This is a genomic window from Microbacterium deminutum (assembly GCF_039530205.1).
GTDB lineage: Bacteria > Actinomycetota > Actinomycetes > Actinomycetales > Microbacteriaceae > Microbacterium > Microbacterium deminutum.
On the sequence record NZ_BAAAOG010000002.1, the window covers coordinates 79,463 to 94,892 of the forward strand.

Annotated in this window: 15 protein-coding genes and 1 pseudogene; 6 read left to right on the forward strand and 10 right to left on the reverse strand. The window is 68.5% G+C overall.

Features of this window, described 5'->3' with window-relative positions:
* Positions 1-84: 84 nt before the first annotated feature.
* The 5 genes and pseudogenes from ABD212_RS06725 to ABD212_RS06745 form a co-directional block, all read right to left on the reverse strand.
* A complete protein-coding gene (locus tag ABD212_RS06725; RefSeq protein WP_425561247.1) occupies positions 85-1,641 on the reverse strand; it encodes an alkaline phosphatase family protein in 1,557 nt (518 codons plus the stop codon).
* A gap of 167 nt (positions 1,642-1,808) precedes the next feature.
* A pseudogene (locus ABD212_RS18995) lies at positions 1,809-2,159 on the reverse strand (hypothetical protein); the annotation flags it as partial.
* Entirely contained in the window at positions 2,053-2,346 is a 294-nt protein-coding gene (locus tag ABD212_RS06735) for a Dabb family protein (RefSeq protein ID WP_344092651.1), read from the reverse strand. The gene ABD212_RS06735 and the pseudogene ABD212_RS18995, both read right to left, overlap by 107 nt.
* Positions 2,347-2,454: 108 nt before the next feature.
* Positions 2,455-2,937 carry a hypothetical protein gene (locus ABD212_RS06740; RefSeq protein WP_344092653.1) on the reverse strand — a complete coding sequence of 161 codons (483 nt, stop codon included), beginning with the start codon at positions 2,935-2,937 and terminating at the stop codon, positions 2,455-2,457.
* Positions 2,938-3,010: 73 nt separating this feature from the next.
* Entirely contained in the window at positions 3,011-3,490 is a 480-nt protein-coding gene (locus tag ABD212_RS06745; protein ID WP_344092655.1) for a hypothetical protein, read from the reverse strand.
* Positions 3,491-3,859: 369 nt separating this feature from the next.
* Here ABD212_RS06745 and ABD212_RS06750 point away from each other — a divergent pair, with 369 nt between their 5' ends.
* On the forward strand, positions 3,860-6,622 hold the full coding sequence (locus ABD212_RS06750; RefSeq protein ID WP_344092657.1) for a helix-turn-helix transcriptional regulator: 2,763 nt from the start codon (positions 3,860-3,862) through the stop codon (positions 6,620-6,622).
* A gap of 21 nt (positions 6,623-6,643) precedes the next feature.
* On the opposite strand, the gene ABD212_RS06755 is transcribed toward ABD212_RS06750, so the two are convergent.
* Complete coding sequence (locus ABD212_RS06755) at positions 6,644-6,973, reverse strand: carboxymuconolactone decarboxylase family protein (RefSeq protein WP_344092659.1); 330 nt, start codon at positions 6,971-6,973, stop codon at positions 6,644-6,646.
* Positions 6,974-7,331: 358 nt separating this feature from the next.
* Between ABD212_RS06755 and ABD212_RS06760 the strand changes: the two genes are divergently transcribed.
* A complete protein-coding gene (locus ABD212_RS06760; protein WP_344092661.1) occupies positions 7,332-7,514 on the forward strand; it encodes a hypothetical protein in 183 nt (60 codons plus the stop codon).
* Here the strand turns inward: ABD212_RS06760 and ABD212_RS06765 are convergent.
* The 3 genes from ABD212_RS06765 to ABD212_RS06775 all read right to left on the reverse strand — a co-directional run bounded on the left by ABD212_RS06765 (position 7,501) and on the right by ABD212_RS06775 (position 10,571).
* On the reverse strand, positions 7,501-7,884 hold the full coding sequence (locus tag ABD212_RS06765) for a nitroreductase/quinone reductase family protein (RefSeq protein ID WP_344092663.1): 384 nt from the start codon (positions 7,882-7,884) through the stop codon (positions 7,501-7,503). The two genes, ABD212_RS06760 and ABD212_RS06765, sit on opposite strands and share 14 nt — an antisense overlap.
* Before the next feature lie 161 nt (positions 7,885-8,045).
* Complete coding sequence (locus tag ABD212_RS06770; RefSeq protein ID WP_344092665.1) at positions 8,046-8,789, reverse strand: SDR family NAD(P)-dependent oxidoreductase; 744 nt, start codon at positions 8,787-8,789, stop codon at positions 8,046-8,048.
* A gap of 42 nt (positions 8,790-8,831) precedes the next feature.
* On the reverse strand, positions 8,832-10,571 hold the full coding sequence (locus tag ABD212_RS06775) for an IlvD/Edd family dehydratase (RefSeq protein ID WP_344092667.1): 1,740 nt from the start codon (positions 10,569-10,571) through the stop codon (positions 8,832-8,834).
* 68 nt (positions 10,572-10,639) lie between these two features.
* Between ABD212_RS06775 and ABD212_RS06780 the strand changes: the two genes are divergently transcribed.
* Genes ABD212_RS06780 through ABD212_RS06795 form a run of 4 tightly spaced genes read left to right on the forward strand, consistent with a single transcriptional unit; the run spans position 10,640 to position 13,568 of the window.
* Positions 10,640-11,554, forward strand: a complete 915-nt coding sequence (locus ABD212_RS06780) for an SMP-30/gluconolactonase/LRE family protein (RefSeq protein WP_344092669.1) — start codon at positions 10,640-10,642, stop codon at positions 11,552-11,554.
* The gene (locus tag ABD212_RS06785; protein WP_344092671.1) at positions 11,551-11,721 is read left to right on the forward strand and encodes a hypothetical protein; all 171 of its coding nucleotides are present in this window, start codon (positions 11,551-11,553) and stop codon (positions 11,719-11,721) included. Before ABD212_RS06780 ends, ABD212_RS06785 begins: the two co-directional genes overlap by 4 nt.
* On the forward strand, positions 11,721-12,749 hold the full coding sequence (locus ABD212_RS06790) for a zinc-dependent alcohol dehydrogenase (RefSeq protein WP_344092672.1): 1,029 nt from the start codon (positions 11,721-11,723) through the stop codon (positions 12,747-12,749). The genes ABD212_RS06785 and ABD212_RS06790 overlap by 1 nt, the downstream gene beginning before the upstream one ends.
* A gap of 18 nt (positions 12,750-12,767) precedes the next feature.
* Positions 12,768-13,568 carry an IclR family transcriptional regulator gene (locus tag ABD212_RS06795; protein WP_344092674.1) on the forward strand — a complete coding sequence of 267 codons (801 nt, stop codon included), beginning with the start codon at positions 12,768-12,770 and terminating at the stop codon, positions 13,566-13,568.
* A 49-nt stretch (positions 13,569-13,617) separates the two neighbouring features.
* Here ABD212_RS06795 and ABD212_RS06800 read toward each other — a convergent pair whose 3' ends face one another.
* Positions 13,618-15,336, reverse strand: a complete 1,719-nt coding sequence (locus tag ABD212_RS06800; RefSeq protein ID WP_344094102.1) for a glycoside hydrolase family 13 protein — start codon at positions 15,334-15,336, stop codon at positions 13,618-13,620.
* Positions 15,337-15,430 lie beyond the last annotated feature (94 nt).

Consider the following 15,430-nt stretch of genomic DNA (forward strand, 5'->3'; position numbering starts at 1 on the left):
CCCCGCCCCCTTCGGCGTGAGCCCTGAACGCAGAATAGGGCGTCTGCGCTCGAATGGAAACGGCTGCCGTTGTCGGCGGCCGCGCTAAGCCCGCGTCTGCAGCAGCGGGAAGAGATGCCCGACGGTCTTGCGCAGGGCCTGGAGGGCCTCCGCGCCGTTCAGCTCGTCGACGTTCGGGATGTCGGGCGCCTCGGGGTCGATGAGGCGGGCGAGAGCCGCTCCACCCCCGACGATCGCCTTCGCCAGCGGCGAGAGCGGCTTGTCCAGCGGGACGAGCGCTTCGTCGAAGTCGGGAACGGGCTGAGGATGGACGTCGGGCCACTCCCGAGGTGGTCGGGGGGTGTCGCGGGTGAGGAGCGGTGCGAGATCTGGCGCGTCCGCGTCGCGCCGGGTGAGCGGGTCGCCGAGCTGCCACCGCTCGCGAAGCGTGCGGATCACCGACGTGTGATGGTGGACGTCGGTGATGACGGTGCGCTCGTCGATCCACGGCGAGACGAGGATGGCGGGCAGACGGACGCCGAGACGATCGAACGTGAACCCGTACTGTCCCACCGGTGCGGCCGGGTCAGGCGGAGTCGCCGCAGGCGGCGGGACGTGATCGTAGGTGCCGCCGTGCTCGTCGAACACCACGATGAAGAGGGTGTTCCACCAGTTCGAGCCCGTCGCCGACGAAGACGAGCGGATGGCCTCGTAGAGCTTGGCGAGGAACGCCTCGCCGCCCAGGATGGCCGACGGCGCATCGATCGCGATCCCGGGCATGAACGCTGCGATCGGCGGGTGCATGTCGTTGTGTCCGTGGATCAGATTGGGCTCGATGAACGAGTACGTCGGCAGCTCGCCGTTGGCGGCATCCGCGTAGAACTGATCGGTCGTGACGAAGTGGGTGGCGAAGCGATGCTTCAGACGGGATCCGTGGATGAGGCCGGTGAACGGCGCGATGGCCGGGGAGTCGACGTAGACCTTCCACGTCTGGCCGTGCGCCTCGAGGCGCTCGAAGATCGTCTCGCCCGTGTTGATCGTAGGGAAGTTCCGGTACGGGCTGTTCACGACGAGGCCGGAGGCGGTGGCGGCGTGGAAGAACGAGCGGTTCGTGAAGGTCTGGGACGGGACCTCGGCGAACCAGTGGTCGAACGTGCCGAACCCGCGCGCGAGCGTCGAGAGCACGGGCAGCTGCTCGGGCGTGTAGCCCTTCATGATCTGCGAGTACTGCTCGTAACTGGGCTGGATGCCGCGCTCGGCGGTGAACGCCGAGATGTAGTCCGTGACGAACCCGTCCATCGTCGGCGCGCCGTGGGTGGCCGGCAGGTTGTACGGAGCCGTCATGTGCTCGGCGAGCACCCCGCGGTTGGCAAGCGGGTCGATCACCCCGAAGAGCTGCGTGTTGACGTGCTGATACTCCTCACCCGGGTCGGGGTTCGGGGTGTCCATGTCCTCCGCGATCCCGTATGCGATCGGACTGCGCTCCGCACCGTGCTCGGCCCACGCCGGAATCGGATTGCTCAAGTCCTTGCCGATGACACCCTCGAACGAGGGGACGTCCCCCGGTTCGTACAGCCGGCCCAGCAGGTGGTCGAAGGACCGGTTCTCGAACATGACGACCACGATGTGGTCGAGCGCGTGGCTGCGGTCAGGAGCGGGCATTGGGGTGGCCTCTCTGCCATCGGTGGACGCGACGGAATTGCTGCAACGCGATCATGCCTGGCCAGGACGGGCGACTTCGGCGCCCCGGTCCCCCTGCGCCGCGCCGGAACGCTGCGTCCGCCGCCGAAGCCGCGCAGCACGCACGCGAAGCCGACGGCGAGGACCGCGCCGACGATCGGACCCGCCACATACACCCAGTGATCCGTGAAGTCCCCTGCGACGAGGTCGGGTCCGAAGGGTGCGTTGCCCTCGAATCCTGCGCCATTGCTCTGCCTCGTTCCCCGGAACGACTGCGACGGCGCCAGGGGCTCGAGCATGCGAGGACTCGACGTCGGCATTGGGGATCCTAGAGTCACGTTCGTCGCGCCGCAAGGGATGCTCGGCTGCCCGGACCCGGCGGCCAGCCGCGAGCTAGACGGCGACGAAGTCGAACTCCTGGAAGGCGGCGACATCCTGATCCCAGCGCTCGGCCACGAACCGAACGTGGTCGGGGTGGCCGTTGTACGCGGTGTACGCATCCTCGTCGACGAAGTCCATCGAGAATTGATGCCGGAACCCGCTTTTGGGACTCACCTGACGATTCACGACGAAGTTCTCAACGCCCGGGATGGCCGACAGCACCGACCTGCCGGTGCTGAGGAACTCGGCTTCTTCGGCACTCCCCTCATCGTAGGTGAGGCTGAAGACGACGGTGTGCTGGATCATGGCTGTTCCGTTTCCGCTGGCGGTGGATGCCGGGTGGCTGACTCGTATCAAGCTACCGGCGAACGCACGTGATCACGCCTGACCGCGTTGCTCGACCTCAGAGGCGGGCTAGCGCACGGTCGGACAGCTTGGCACGGCGATCCATGGACTGTCGTCCAAGTACAGCTTCCGGACCGGCCCGGCGACGGTCGACCAGCGATGGTCCGTCGGCCCTCCGCCCTGGTAAGAGGAGAGCGTGAGGATGTCGCCCGCGACGGTGACCGTGCCGGCATCCACGACCCGCTGATCCGCCTCCAACGAGAATCGCCCGTTCAGGGAGACCTCGAGGTACCAATCCACGTCTGGGGCGGGTCGCCAGCGGCCCACCAGGGGGGCGGCACGCCTGGGCATCTTCCGGCCGATGTGGTCGGTGATCGTCACCGTGCACACCGCGCCGGTTCCCGTGTTCGGAGCGTTCTGCGATCGGCCGCGCTCCGTACTCGCTTCACAGCCGACCACGAGGGTCAGCACGAGCGCGAGCGCGGCAGCCGCACAGAGCGCACGCAGCTCAAGGGCCCGCGGCGCGGACTTGGGGGTTGACTTCGGTGTCATCGGTTCCCCTTGATGAGCCTGGCGGCGGGTGGCGTCACCCCGGTCGTCTGACGACGCCACCCTGGGGTGTCGATCAGAGCAGTCGATCGAACTCGAAGTCGCTGACCGGCACGGTCTGGTTCTGCGCATCGAAGAGGCAGAACTGGACGTAGGCCCACCCGTGCCGCAGTATGCCGTAACCGGCCTCCTGCTGGTCGACCGTGAACACTCCGAAATGAGTCGTGCCGTCGCACTTCGGCTTGCCTGCGTGGCTCTGGCTCCACGCCGCCGCGGTGCCGCGGGATCCGCTGCCTTCGTCGGCGAGGCGAGGATCGGCTGTACGATCCGCGCTCTGCTTGAGCGATACCCAGACATGCACCTGGTCGGGCGAACCGGTGCAGCGGTACCGCACAGCGATGGCCGCAGATGTGCTCCCCGTCCGGACCGTGACGCCGATGACGTCGGCCGTGGATGTCGACGTCGCCGGCGGCGCGGCCATCGCCGGCGATGCCAGCCCCAGAACGCTTGCACAGACGACCGCTGCTACGGCGAGTGCCCTGCGATGAGAGAACATTGATTTCGTCCTTTCCGTGGCCGGGACCTGGAATCGCGTAGGCTGCCTCGCCCAGTACCTGCGAGTCAGTGGGTCAACGGCGGATACGACCTGACCGCGCTCCGCGGGAAGTGCTTTGCGTCCAGCTCAGCCCCCTGCCTGGGTCGCGCACGTGGTCACCGTATGCCGCGGGTGACAGCCCTCGCCTCGGGCATTCGCCTGGGTTCCACCACCCCTGGCGAGAGGGAGCGGCGGCGCGGAGTCCGACGTCGGAGAGGATCGGACAACCGTCGCCGGTGGCTGGCGTGTACGTTTGGAGAGACGGTTTCGGGTGTGCTGGCGGCCGCTCGCTTCCGGGCGAGCACCCGAGGTGTCGGGACCGGAGGCGTGATGTCGGGGTTCGTCGGGCGCCGTGCCGAGTTGGATCGCCTAGCCGACTGTGCGGCCGCAGTGGAAGCCGGCTCCTCGAAACTGGTGTTCATCGAGGGACCGGCCGGGATCGGCAAGACCTCATTGCTCGCTGCTGTGGGTGACCATCTCGCGGGGTTCCGCCGGCTCGAGGCGTCCTGCGAGGAGACCGAGGCGAGGCTTCCGTTCGGGCTCGTCACCCGGTTGATCGCACGGGCGCGGAGAGACTCGTCGGGTAGTCCACCCCTGGAACCAGGAGACGCCGACCCGTTCCAGGTCGGCGCACAGCTGTTGCAGGTGCTGAGCGACCTGCAGGTCGCTCACCCGGTGGCGGTGATTCTCGACGACGCCCCCTGGGCAGACCCGCAATCGCTCCGGGCGCTCAGCTTCGCACTGCGCCGCCTGGACGCCGATCGCGTGTTGACGGTGCTGACCATGCGCGAGGCGGATGTCGCGCGCCTGCCGCCGGAGCTGGTCCGCCACGCTCACCGGGCAACGCGCCTGAGATTGCAGGGGCTGGACACGCAGGAAGTGCGTGAGCTGGCGGCAGAGATGGGTCAGCCGGGGTTGCCCCGTCGCGCGGCAGAGCGCCTGCAGGAGCACACCGGCGGTAACCCGCTGCACCTGCGCTCACTGTTCGAGGAGCTCGTCGGGGACGACCTCAGGTGGACGGGCCATTCGCTCCCTGCCCCCGCGTCGTTCGATCGGATCGTGGCGGCTGCCATGACGAGCTGCCCCGAGTCCGGGCGGCGGCTCATCACGGCAGCCGCGGTTCTCGGGGTTCGCGCACCGCTGTCCGAGGCGGCAGCGGTCGGCGAGGTCGGAGAACCCGCAGGACCCCTGGGCGCGCTGGAAGAGGCCGCCTCGACACCGCTCGTGCGGACTGCCCAGAGCGCGGAGGGATGGCTCATCGCGTTCCGCCATCCCCTCATCCGCGCAGCCGTCTACGCCGATATCGGGCCGGCCACCCGCGCCCGCCTGCACGCACGAGCGGCCGAGGTGGTCGCCGAGCCAGAGGCACTCGCTCATCGCGTGGCCGCGGCATCGGAGACCGACTCCGCACTCGTCGGCCAGTTGGTGGCGCAGGCCGGACGTGACGAGCTGATGGCCATGCCCGCCCTCGCGGCGGATCGACTGCTCGACGCCGTCCGACTCAGCGAACCCGGCCCGGCGCGCGACGATCTCCTGCTCGAGGCGGTCGAGCTGCTGCTGCGTGCCGGCGAGGCGAACGAAGCGGCCACCTACACCGACCGTGTTGCCGCGATCCCGGCCAGCGGCAGGCGCCATCTGGTGCAGGCTCAGCTGGCCTGGATGAGCGGGGCGCGAGAGGCGGCGCCACTCGCCCGATCGTCATGGAAGCAGGCCGGGTCACCGATCGAGGCCGCGTCGGCCGCGGTGCTGCTGGCCCAGCTGCAGATTCTGCGAGGGAAGGTCGTCCCGGCTGCGCGCTGGGCTCAGCGTGCCCTTGATGTCGGCGAGCTCCCTGCGCCGCTTGCCTCAGCTGCTCGGCTCAACTTGGCGGTCGCGCTCGGCCTGTCGGGGCGTCCGCATGAGGGCATCGCCGTTCTGGCTGCTGCTCCCGACGACGCCGGGTCGATGCCCGCGTGGCGCGAGGACGAGCGATGGGTACGCGGCGGCCTGCGCCTGTGGACCGATGATGTGACGGGCGCCCTCGCGGACCTGCAGCAGCCGGCCCGCGAGGGAACCGGCCCGGCGGTCCGGCCGTATGGACTGATCCGGCTCGGATATCTCGCGCAATCCGAGTACCGAACCGGGGCGTGGGACGACTCCGCAGATCATGCCGAGCGAGTGGTGTCGCTCGTCGCCGATACCGACCAGATCTGGCTGCTCGCGTTCGCGCATGCTGTGGCGTCCTTCGTCCCGGCCGCTCGAGGACAGTGGGACGAGGCCAGGCGCCACCTGCACGCGGCCGCCACCGCCGCGGCGACGCTGGAAGACGAAGGAAGCGTCTGCTATGCCGCGAACGCCGCCGTCCATTTCGCCGGATTCCGAGGCGACTGGCGTGCCGTCGTCGCGGCCGCCGAGCCGCTGCTGAGGTCCGGTGCGACCGGGGCGCGTGAGCCGGGTGTCTTCGCCTGGGCGGGTGAGTACGCGGCGGCCCTCGTCGGGCTGCGCCGGCTGGATGAGGCACAGGCCGTGCTGAACGAGCTTGCCCATACCGCCGAACGCCGAGGGCTGCGATCCACGTCGGCGGTGGTCGCCCGAGTGCGCGGCGAGCTCGCCGCGGCGCGGTCAGACCCGGGTGGTGCAGCGCGCCTCTTCGAAACCGCGATCGAGCTGGCTCGCCCCGGGTCCGACATGCTCGAGGAGGCCCGGACCCGGATGACTTATGGCCATTTCCTGGTCACGATCGGAGATCCGTCGAAGGCGGCTGAGCAGCTCCGCTTCGCTCGTGACGTGCTCTATCATCTGCGCGCCGCACCGTTCCTCAAGCGGTGCGACGACGACCTCGCGGCGTGCGACCACCTGCAGGTGACGTCGACTCGGATGGCTCCCGGCGCCGAACGTCCGGCTGAGACCGACAGCCTCTGCAACGGGTCGCTGACCCCGCAGGAGCGTGCGGTCGCCCGGCTCGTATGCGCCGGGCTGACCAACCGCGAAGTCGCCGCCGAGCTCGTCATCAGCGTGAAAACGGTGGGTTATCACCTCGAGCACGCCTACACCAAGCTGGGAGTGCACTCCCGCACCCAGCTGGCGGTGGCACTGGGCAGACAAGCCAGGTGACCCACTTGTCGGCCGGACGCTCTAGTCCCGAGCGGTCTGCTCTTCGAACACCCGCTTCGCGACATTGATCGCCGACATTGCCCGCGGCCACCCGGCATAGAAGGCGAGGTGGATGATCGCTTCCTTCAACTCGACCTCGGTGAGTCCATTCGCGCGGGCGCGGGTGAGGTGCCCGACGAGCTGCTCGGTGCTGCCCGTTGACACGAGGCAAGCAACGGTGATGAGGCTGCGGTCGCGGGGAGACAGCTCCGAACGCGCCCAGACATCACCGAAGAGCACCTCATCGGTGAGTTCGACGAGCTTCGGGGCGAAATCGCCGATCATACGCTGCGCGGGGGTTGGTTCGGCCATGGGATCTCCTGATCGTGTCGGTTCGCGCCGGGGCTCCGTCGACTCCGTCTAAATGCAGGTCGCCTGCTGTTGCCGAGCGCGCCTGCAAGTCCATCGCGAAAGCAGGCGCCGCGGAAGGCCGAATGAGATCGTGGACGCGCCCGCCTGGCGACCACCGAGACTCTGCAACGGAGAGGCACCCACGTCATGGCTCCCCTGGATGGCGGCTGTGGCGATTGTGCGCGGCCGGAGGATGCCGACTCCGCGTGCGCCCAGGCTCTGTCGACGGCGAGGTGAGCACGCAGACTTCATCCACAAGACATCTGCGCCGTTGTGGCCGGGCGACGGCATCCTTGAGGTCGTTTGATGAGGTGATGACATGGGTGCATCCGGTGCCGGGCTCGCGTTGGTCATCGTGGCCTGGGTGTTCGCCGGACTGCTGCTTCTCCTCGGTCTGACCTGCATCGCCGCAAGCCGTGGTGCCCTGCCTCTCAATCACTTCTTCGGGGTTCGTCTGCCGCCGCTGATGCGCAGCGAAGACTTGCGCCCTAGCGCGGGGTGAGCTGGAAGACCGGAATGCGGCGATCGGTCTTCTCGAGGTAGCCCCCGAACTGCGGCTCCTCGGCTGCGATCGCGTCGTACGCTTCACGCCACTCCCCGGCGGAGATCTCGGTCGCCGTCACCGGCACCGTCACGATCTCGCCGTCCACGAGAGCCTCGATCTCGATCGCCGGATTCGCTCGGAGGTTGTGATACCAGGCCGGGTTCTCGGGGGTGCCGCCCTTGGACGCCACCACCCGCCAGCCTCGCTCGTTGCGGAAGCCGACGACCGGGTTCAGATGCGTCTCGCCGGACTTCGCGCCGATCGAGTGCAGGATGATCAGCTTCGGACCCCAGTAGTTCTCGGTGCCCTTGCTGTTGCGGAACGTCACTATCACATCGTCATTCCAGCCCATGCCAACGCCAACGCCGACGCAGCCCGGAACCTTCCGAGGTCCGCCCGCATGCTCGCTCGACGTGGCGCCGGTTCGGGGCGTCCGGCACGTGGATCTCTCCTGACCGACTGGAACCGGCGGTTGGCCGAGAGCGAGACTCAGGAGATGCGCAGACCCTGCATGCCGCCGTCGACACCCAGCAGCGTCCCCGTCGTCGATGATGAGTGGGGTGAGGCCAGGTAGACGATCGCGTTCGCGACCTCGTCGGCCGTCACAAGCCGGCCCATCGGCTGGCGGGCACGGAGCGCCGCCGCTGCGGCCTCGCGGTCGTCCGCGGCATCCAGCAGGCGCCCCACCCAGGGAGTGTCGGCTGTGCCCGGCGTCACAGCGTTCACCCGGATGCCCTCGCGGACGTGATCGGCGGCCATCGCGAGGGTGAGCGCCGCGACCGCGCCCTTGCTCGCGGAGTAGAGCGCTCTGTTCGGCAGGCCGACGATGGCTGCGATCGAGCAGGTGTTGACGACCGCCGCATGATCGGACTGGCGCAGGTGCGGCAACGCCGCGCGGGTGACCCGCGCGATGCCCACCACGTTCACGTCGAGCACGCGGTGCCACTCGTCGTCGTCGTTGGCCGCGACGTCGCCGGCAGCGCCGATGCCGGCGTTGTTGATGACGATGTCGATCACGCCGAAGTGCGCGGCGACCGCGGCCACCGCCGCATCCACCCCCGCGGCGTCGGTGACATCGCACGCCACACTGAGGTGCCGGCTCGGCACACCCGTGATGTCACGATCCAGCACTGCGACGCGCGCGCCGCGCTCGGCCAGCAGCGCCGCAGTGGCAGCGCCCAGCCCGCTGGCGCCGCCCGTGACGATCGCCACCGCTCCTTCGAACTCGGTCATGTCCACTCTCCTTGTAGGTCGCCCGGCCGCGGCTGGGGTCGTTCAGTGAGACTCACGACTCACTTTGTCGCCGCTGGCCCCCACGAGGAAGTCGAGGTCGGCGCCGGTGTCTGCCTGCATGACGTGGTCGACGTACAGCTTCGCCCAGCCGCGTACCGGAGCCGCATAGCCGGCCTCACTCGCGGGGGTCTGGCTGCGGGAGTGGAGCTCCTCGTCGGTCACGTCGAAGCTCAGGATGCGGTTCGCGACGTCGACGGTGACGATGTCGCCGGTGCGGATGAACGCGAGCGGACCCCCGGCGGCGGCCTCAGGTGCGACATGCAGGATGACGGTGCCGTATGCCGTTCCGCTCATACGCGCGTCGCTGATCCTCACCATGTCGCGCACTCCCTGCGCGAGCAGCTTCTGCGGCAGCGGCATGTTGCCGACCTCCGGCATCCCGGGGTAGCCGCGGGGACCGCAGCCTCGGAGCACGAGCACGGAGTCGGCGGTCACGTCGAGGTCGGGATCGTCGATGCGTGCCCGCAGGTCTTCGACGCTGTCGAACACGACGGCCGGACCGACGTGCTGCAGCAGCGCGGCGGTGGCAGCGGCGGGCTTGACGATCGCGCCGCGCGGCGCGAGGTTGCCGCGCAGCACGGCGATGCCGGCGTCATCCATCATCGGCGCCTCACGAGGGAGGATGACGGTCTCGTCGTAGACCGGGTGGCCCTCGAGGTAGTCCACGAGGGGCCTGCCGGTCACCGTGATGGGTTCGGGGTGGAAGAGGTCCTTGACCTGGGTCAGCAGTGCGAGGAGCCCGCCGGCCCGGTACAGGTCGTCCATCAGGAACGTGCCGCTGGGCTGCAGGTTCGCGAGCACCGGAACCCCGCTTCCGGCGGCGTCGAAGTCCTCCAGGGTCAGGTCGATGCCCAGCCGCCCGGCGATGGCGAGGAGATGCATCACCGAGTTGGTGGAGCCGCCGACGGCCGCGACGGCGATGATGGCGTTGAGGAACGCGCCCTTGGTCATGATGTCGCTGGGCCTGCGCCCCGCTGCGACGAGGTCGACGATGAGCCGGCCGGTGTCGTGCGAGAGCGACAGCAGCCGCGCGTCGGCGGCGGGCGTGCCCGCGAAGCCGGGGATGGTCATCCCGAGCGCCTCGGCGACGACGGCCATCGTCGAGGCGGTGCCCATGGTGTTGCAGTGGCCCTTGCTGCGGATCATGGACTGCTCGGAGGTCATGAACTGCGCGTTCGAGATGGTTCCGGCGCGTGCCTCTTCGCTCAGCCGCCACACATCGGTGCCGCAGCCGAGCGCCTCGCCGCGGAAATGCCCCGTCAGCATCGGACCACCCGGGACGACGATCGCGGGGATGTCTACGGATGCCGCCGCCATCAGCAGCGCCGGGATCGTCTTGTCGCACCCGCCCAGCAGCACCAGCCCGTCGATCGGGTTGGCGCGGAACATCTCCTCCATGGCCATCGCCGCCATGTTGCGCCACAGCATCGCGGTCGGCTTGACCTGCGTCTCGCCGAGCGAAACCACAGGCAGGTTGTAGGGCACACCCCCGGCGGCCCAGACACCCTGCTTGACGCTGTCCGCCACCTCGTTCAGATGCATGTTGCACGGCGTGAGATCGGATGCGGTGTTCGCGATCGCGATCTGCGGCTTCGTGCCGTCGAGCGCGTCCTCGGGGTTGCCGCGCCGCATCCACGCCCGATGGATGTACGCGTTGCGGTCGCTTCCCTCGTACCAGTCGGCACTGCGGAGATGATTCACCATCGAACCCCGGTTTTCCATCAGATTGAATGATCCGCTAACATTTCGAATTATGCCACAGTGGCAGTCCGTCACGAACCCGGGAGATCATGACCTCCTTCACTTCTACCGCCGCCACCCCCGCCCAGTACGAACTCGCCGAGGGCATCCTCTGGGATGACCGCGCCGACCTCGTGCGATGGGTCGACATCTGGAGAGGACACGTCCTCTCAGGCCGGCTCGACAACGCGCGCATAGCAGGGATCAGGACGGTCGAGATCGGCCAGACGGCCGGTGCCGTCGCCGTGGCCGACGATGGGGGTCTCCTCATCGCCGCTGCCCGAGGGCTGGCGGTGATCGCGCCCGACGGGAGCATCTCGTATGGTCCCGACATTCTCGGAGACCACGTCGACGTCCGCCTCAACGACGGGGCCGTCGACCCTCAGGGGCGATTCGTGGTCGGCAGCATGGCTCTTGGGACGGAGACGGGCGAGGAGGACCTGCTGCGCGTCTCGCCGAACGGCGCCGTCGAGACGCTGCGGACGGGCATCCGGCTCTCCAACGGCATCGGATTCTCCCCGGACGGACAGACGATCTACCACGTCGACACGCTCGCGAACACCGTGTCGAGCCACTTGTACGGGCCGGGCGTCTTCGATGTGGATGAGCCGTGGGTCGTGGTGCTGTCCGACCTCCCGGCATACCCCGACGGCCTTGCGGTCAGCGCGGACGGCACGCTGTGGGTGGCGCAGTGGGGCGGGTCCAGCATCCGGCGTCACGCGCCCTCAGGTGAACTGCTCGATGTCGTGCACGTCGACGCCACCCAGGCATCGTGTCCGGCGTTCGTCGGCCCGAACCTCGACATCCTCGCGATCACCACCGCCCAGGAGGGGCTTTCGGACTGGACGGATGCCTCGGGCGCGATCTTCCTCGCTCACCCGGGCGCGGTCGGCCTGCCCGCCCACCGCTGGCTCGGCAGCACCACAACGCCCTATTGGGACGACGAAAGGGAAGCACACGCATGAGATTGGTCCGACTGGGACCCGCCGGATCCGAGACTCCCGGCGTGCTCGTCGACGACGACGTCTTCGTCGAGGTGTTCCTGCGCGGCGGCGAGACCATGACCCTCGGCATCAGCCGCCTCGGCAGGCAGGCACAGCACGTCATCGCCCATCCCGCCGCGGTAGTCTGATGCGCGCGCTCGTCGTCACCGCGCCCCGCCAGGCGTCGGTGCAGGACGTGCCCGATCCCGTCGCCGCGGCGGGGCAGCTGCTGGTGGATGTCGAACGCGTGGGCATCTGCGGCACCGACGTCGAGCTCTACACCGGCGAGATGGCCTACATCGACCAGGGGCACACCACCTTCCCCCTCCGACTCGGCCACGAGTGGACCGGACGTGTCATCGCGGTGGGCGACCCGGGGGACGAGTCGTGGATCGGCAAGCGCGTCACCGGGGACACCATGCTCGGCTGCGGCCACTGCGACTACTGCCTCGGCGGTCACCACCACGTCTGCCCCGACAGATTCGAGGTCGGGATCAGGGATGGCTGGGCAGGCGCCCTCGCAGAGAAGGTGCTCATCCCCACCCGGTTCGCCTACGAGGTCCCCGAACACGTCAGCGTGACGGCCGCTGCGCTCGTCGAGCCCGGCGGCAACTCCCTCCGAGCTGTGCGAGCGGCGAATGTCGAGCCCGGTCAGCGCGTCCTGATCCTCGGATCCGGAACGATCGGACTGCTCGCGGCGCAGTTCGCGCGAGCGGCAGGCGCCGAAGTGCATGTCGGCGGTGCGCGGAAAGGATCGCTGGCGCTGGCCGAGACGCTCGGAGCGCAGCGGACCTGGCAGCTCGACGACCTGGCCGACTCGGCATCCGAGCAGTTCGACGCGGTCATCGAGGCGACCAGCAATCCGGCGATGCCCGCCCTCTCGGTCCGGCTCGCCAAGCCCGCCGGTCGTGTCGTCTACATCGGGCTGTCCTCGACTCCGAGCCTCGTCGACAGCCGGGACATCGCGCTCAAGGACATCACCGCCGTCGGCATCCTCTCCGCCTCGCCCGGCCTTGCCGGAGCGATCGGGCACTTCGCCGACGGATCAGTCGTCCCCGATCCGATCGTGAGCGAGGTCGTGGCCCTCGAGGATGTCCCCGACCGCCTGGAAGGCCGCAGGGGTGCGGATGCCGGCGCCGGCCCGAAGGTCCACGTCGACCCTCGCCTGGTCGGCTAGTCCGGAGCGGCGTCGATCATGAGCGAATCGATCGAGAGCGGGCGTTCAACGGCGGAGGAGAAGCTCGTCGGGGCGGAGCGGGTGATCGCCGTGCTCACCGAACTCGCCGACCATCCGCTCGGTGTCACGCTGGATGAGCTGGCCGGCATCCTCCGAAGCCCGAAGCCGACGGTTCACCGCGCTCTCGCGACGCTGCGTCGGGCAGGACTTGCCGAACTGGCCGGTCGTGGGGTGTACGTCCTCGGCGACGAGTACCTCCGACTCGCGTTCCGCAACCTCGACGGACGTCCCGAGACCGCGCGCATCCAGCCCCTCCTCGAGCAGCTCGCGGCGCAGTTCGGAGAGACCGCCCACTATGCCGTCTTGTCCGGGGAGGACATCGTCTATCGCGCAAAGATGGATCCCCCGCAGGGTGCCGTCCGCCTCACGTCCGTCATCGGGGGCCGCAATCCGGCGTACCGAACCGCCGTGGGCAAAGCGCTTCTGAGCAGCCGCCTCTTCGACATGGATGACGTCATCGCCTGGTTCGGCGTGTTCCCACTGGAGCAGAAGACCCCGAACACCCTGGTCACCCCGGAAGCGCTTGTCGCAGAGCTCGCCTCGACCCGGCAGCGCGGTTACGGCATCGACGACCAGGAGAACGAGATCGGGGTCAACTGCGTCGCGATCCCGATCCACCTCGACGGCTCCCCCAGCCCGTCAGGCGCGGTCAGCGTCAGCGCCGTCACCTTCCGGTGCCCGCTGGAGCGTCTCGTCGAGGCGGTGCCCGAGATCCGCGCCACCATCGCCCAGGCGCTGGGAGCCAACTCGCTCGGTTGATCGGCCGCTCGCGGCGGAACGGCTTCCCTCGTGCTGGATGTCGGCCTCGTCATCCGCGCCTTGGGAGCCGGTAGACCCGGGCATCCCACGGGTCGAACCTGCCTGCGGGAGTTCGGGCGTGGTTTGCGAGGAGGAGCTCGGCTCCGTCGAGCTCGTCCAGCTCGACGCTGGCGGGTTCGTCGGAGAGGTTGGCGACGACGAGCAGCCTGCCGTCGATGCTCTCTCTTATGAACGCGTAGACCGTGGGATGGTCTGCGAGCAGCATGGTGAAAGTCCCGTCGACGACGATTCGGCTGCTGTGCCGAAGTCCGATGAGGCGCCGATAGAACGTGTAGACGGAGTTCGGGTCACCGACCTGAGCGGCCGCGTTCAGCCAGGTGTGGTTGCTGTGAACCGGCATCCACGGCTCTCCCGTCGTGAATCCGGCATGCGCGCCGCCGTCCCAGTGCACCGGCAGCCGCGCGTTGTCCCGGCTGATCCGCCGCATGCCGGTGAGCACGTCGTCAGGAGCAAGGCCGAGCGTGTTCGTCGCCACGTCGTAGTAGTTGAGGGATTCGATGTCGCGGAACTCGTCGAGCGTGGCGAACGTGCCATTCGTCATCCCGAGTTCCTCGCCCTGGTACACGTACGGGGTTCCTCGATGCAGGTGCAGCACGGTCGCCAGAGCCGTCGCCGACTCGTACCAGTACTCGCGATCGTTCCCCCATCGCGAGACCACCCGCGGTTGGTCGTGGTTGCTCCAGTACAGGCTGTTCCAGCCGTGCTCTGCCAGCGCTTCCTGCCAGCGTCCGAAGCTCCGCTTGAGGTCGAGCACCGTCGCGGGGCGATGGTTCCACTTGACGCCGTCGTGGTCCAGGTCGACATGCTCGAACTGGAACACCATGTTGAGCTGACCGGTGCGAGCATCGGTGAACCGTGCCGCCTGCTCGGGTGTCACGGTCGGCATCTCGCCCACGGTGAAGACGGTCGTCGGCCGCGTGTCGAACACAGTCGACTTCATCTCGGCCAGGTAGTCGTGAATATGCGGACCATAGGAGAAGAACGGTGTTCCATCGCCGTAGCCGTTCGCAAGCACCGCACCGTCTGGGAAGCCGGGATCCTTCGAGATGAAATTGATGACGTCCATCCGGAACCCGTCGACTCCCCGGTCGAGCCACGAGGTCATCATGCCGTAGACAGCCGCACGGACGACGTCATTGTCCCAGTTCAGATCCGGCTGCTTCTTCGAGAAGAGGTGCAGGTAATACTGGCCGCGGGCGGGCTCCCACTCCCACGCAGACCCGCCGAAGAACGCTCCCCAGTTGTTGGGCTCCGCCCCGGGTGTGCCGCCGGTCGTGCCGGGCCGCGGGTCGCGCCAGACATACCAGTCGGCGTGGGCGGATGTCCGGCTCGTACGGGAGTCCTGGAACCAGGCATGCTCGTCCGAGGTGTGGTTCACGACGAGGTCGAGGATGATCCGCATCCCGCGCAGGTGGATGCCGGTGACGAGCTCGTCGAGATCCGCGAGCGTGCCGAAGACCGGGTCGACGTCTTGATAGTCGCTGATGTCGTAGCCGTTGTCGTCCTGCGGAGAACGATAGACGGGGGACAGCCACACCACATCGATGCCGAGCAGCTGGATGTGGTCGAGGTGCTCGATGATCCCTCGCAGGTCGCCGATGCCATCGCCATTGGAATCCGCGAAGCTTCGCGGGTAGACCTGGTACACGACGGCGGACTTCCACCAGTCGGAGTCGGGCCGGTCGGTCTCGGCGGGATTGGCTTCCATGGTGCGGTAGACGGTCGCCCTTCGGCTCGGGATGGTCGCCATGCTATCCCGGCGCAGCTGCTGACGCGGCGGGCAGGCGCGACGAGTACTTGCA

Coding starts and splice junctions, on each gene's coding strand:
- ABD212_RS06725 (WP_425561247.1), bottom strand. CDS start 1,641: ATGCCCGCTCCTGACCGCAGCCACGCGCTCGACCACATCGTGGTCGTC.
- ABD212_RS06735 (WP_344092651.1), bottom strand. CDS start 2,346: ATGATCCAGCACACCGTCGTCTTCAGCCTCACCTACGATGAGGGGAGT.
- ABD212_RS06740 (WP_344092653.1), bottom strand. CDS start 2,937: ATGACACCGAAGTCAACCCCCAAGTCCGCGCCGCGGGCCCTTGAGCTG.
- ABD212_RS06745 (WP_344092655.1), bottom strand. CDS start 3,490: ATGTTCTCTCATCGCAGGGCACTCGCCGTAGCAGCGGTCGTCTGTGCA.
- ABD212_RS06750 (WP_344092657.1), top strand. CDS start 3,860: ATGTCGGGGTTCGTCGGGCGCCGTGCCGAGTTGGATCGCCTAGCCGAC.
- ABD212_RS06755 (WP_344092659.1), bottom strand. CDS start 6,973: ATGGCCGAACCAACCCCCGCGCAGCGTATGATCGGCGATTTCGCCCCG.
- ABD212_RS06760 (WP_344092661.1), top strand. CDS start 7,332: ATGGGTGCATCCGGTGCCGGGCTCGCGTTGGTCATCGTGGCCTGGGTG.
- ABD212_RS06770 (WP_344092665.1), bottom strand. CDS start 8,789: ATGACCGAGTTCGAAGGAGCGGTGGCGATCGTCACGGGCGGCGCCAGC.
- ABD212_RS06775 (WP_344092667.1), bottom strand. CDS start 10,571: ATGGAAAACCGGGGTTCGATGGTGAATCATCTCCGCAGTGCCGACTGG.
- ABD212_RS06780 (WP_344092669.1), top strand. CDS start 10,640: ATGACCTCCTTCACTTCTACCGCCGCCACCCCCGCCCAGTACGAACTC.
- ABD212_RS06785 (WP_344092671.1), top strand. CDS start 11,551: ATGAGATTGGTCCGACTGGGACCCGCCGGATCCGAGACTCCCGGCGTG.
- ABD212_RS06790 (WP_344092672.1), top strand. CDS start 11,721: ATGCGCGCGCTCGTCGTCACCGCGCCCCGCCAGGCGTCGGTGCAGGAC.
- ABD212_RS06795 (WP_344092674.1), top strand. CDS start 12,768: ATGAGCGAATCGATCGAGAGCGGGCGTTCAACGGCGGAGGAGAAGCTC.
- ABD212_RS06800 (WP_344094102.1), bottom strand. CDS start 15,336: ATGGAAGCCAATCCCGCCGAGACCGACCGGCCCGACTCCGACTGGTGG.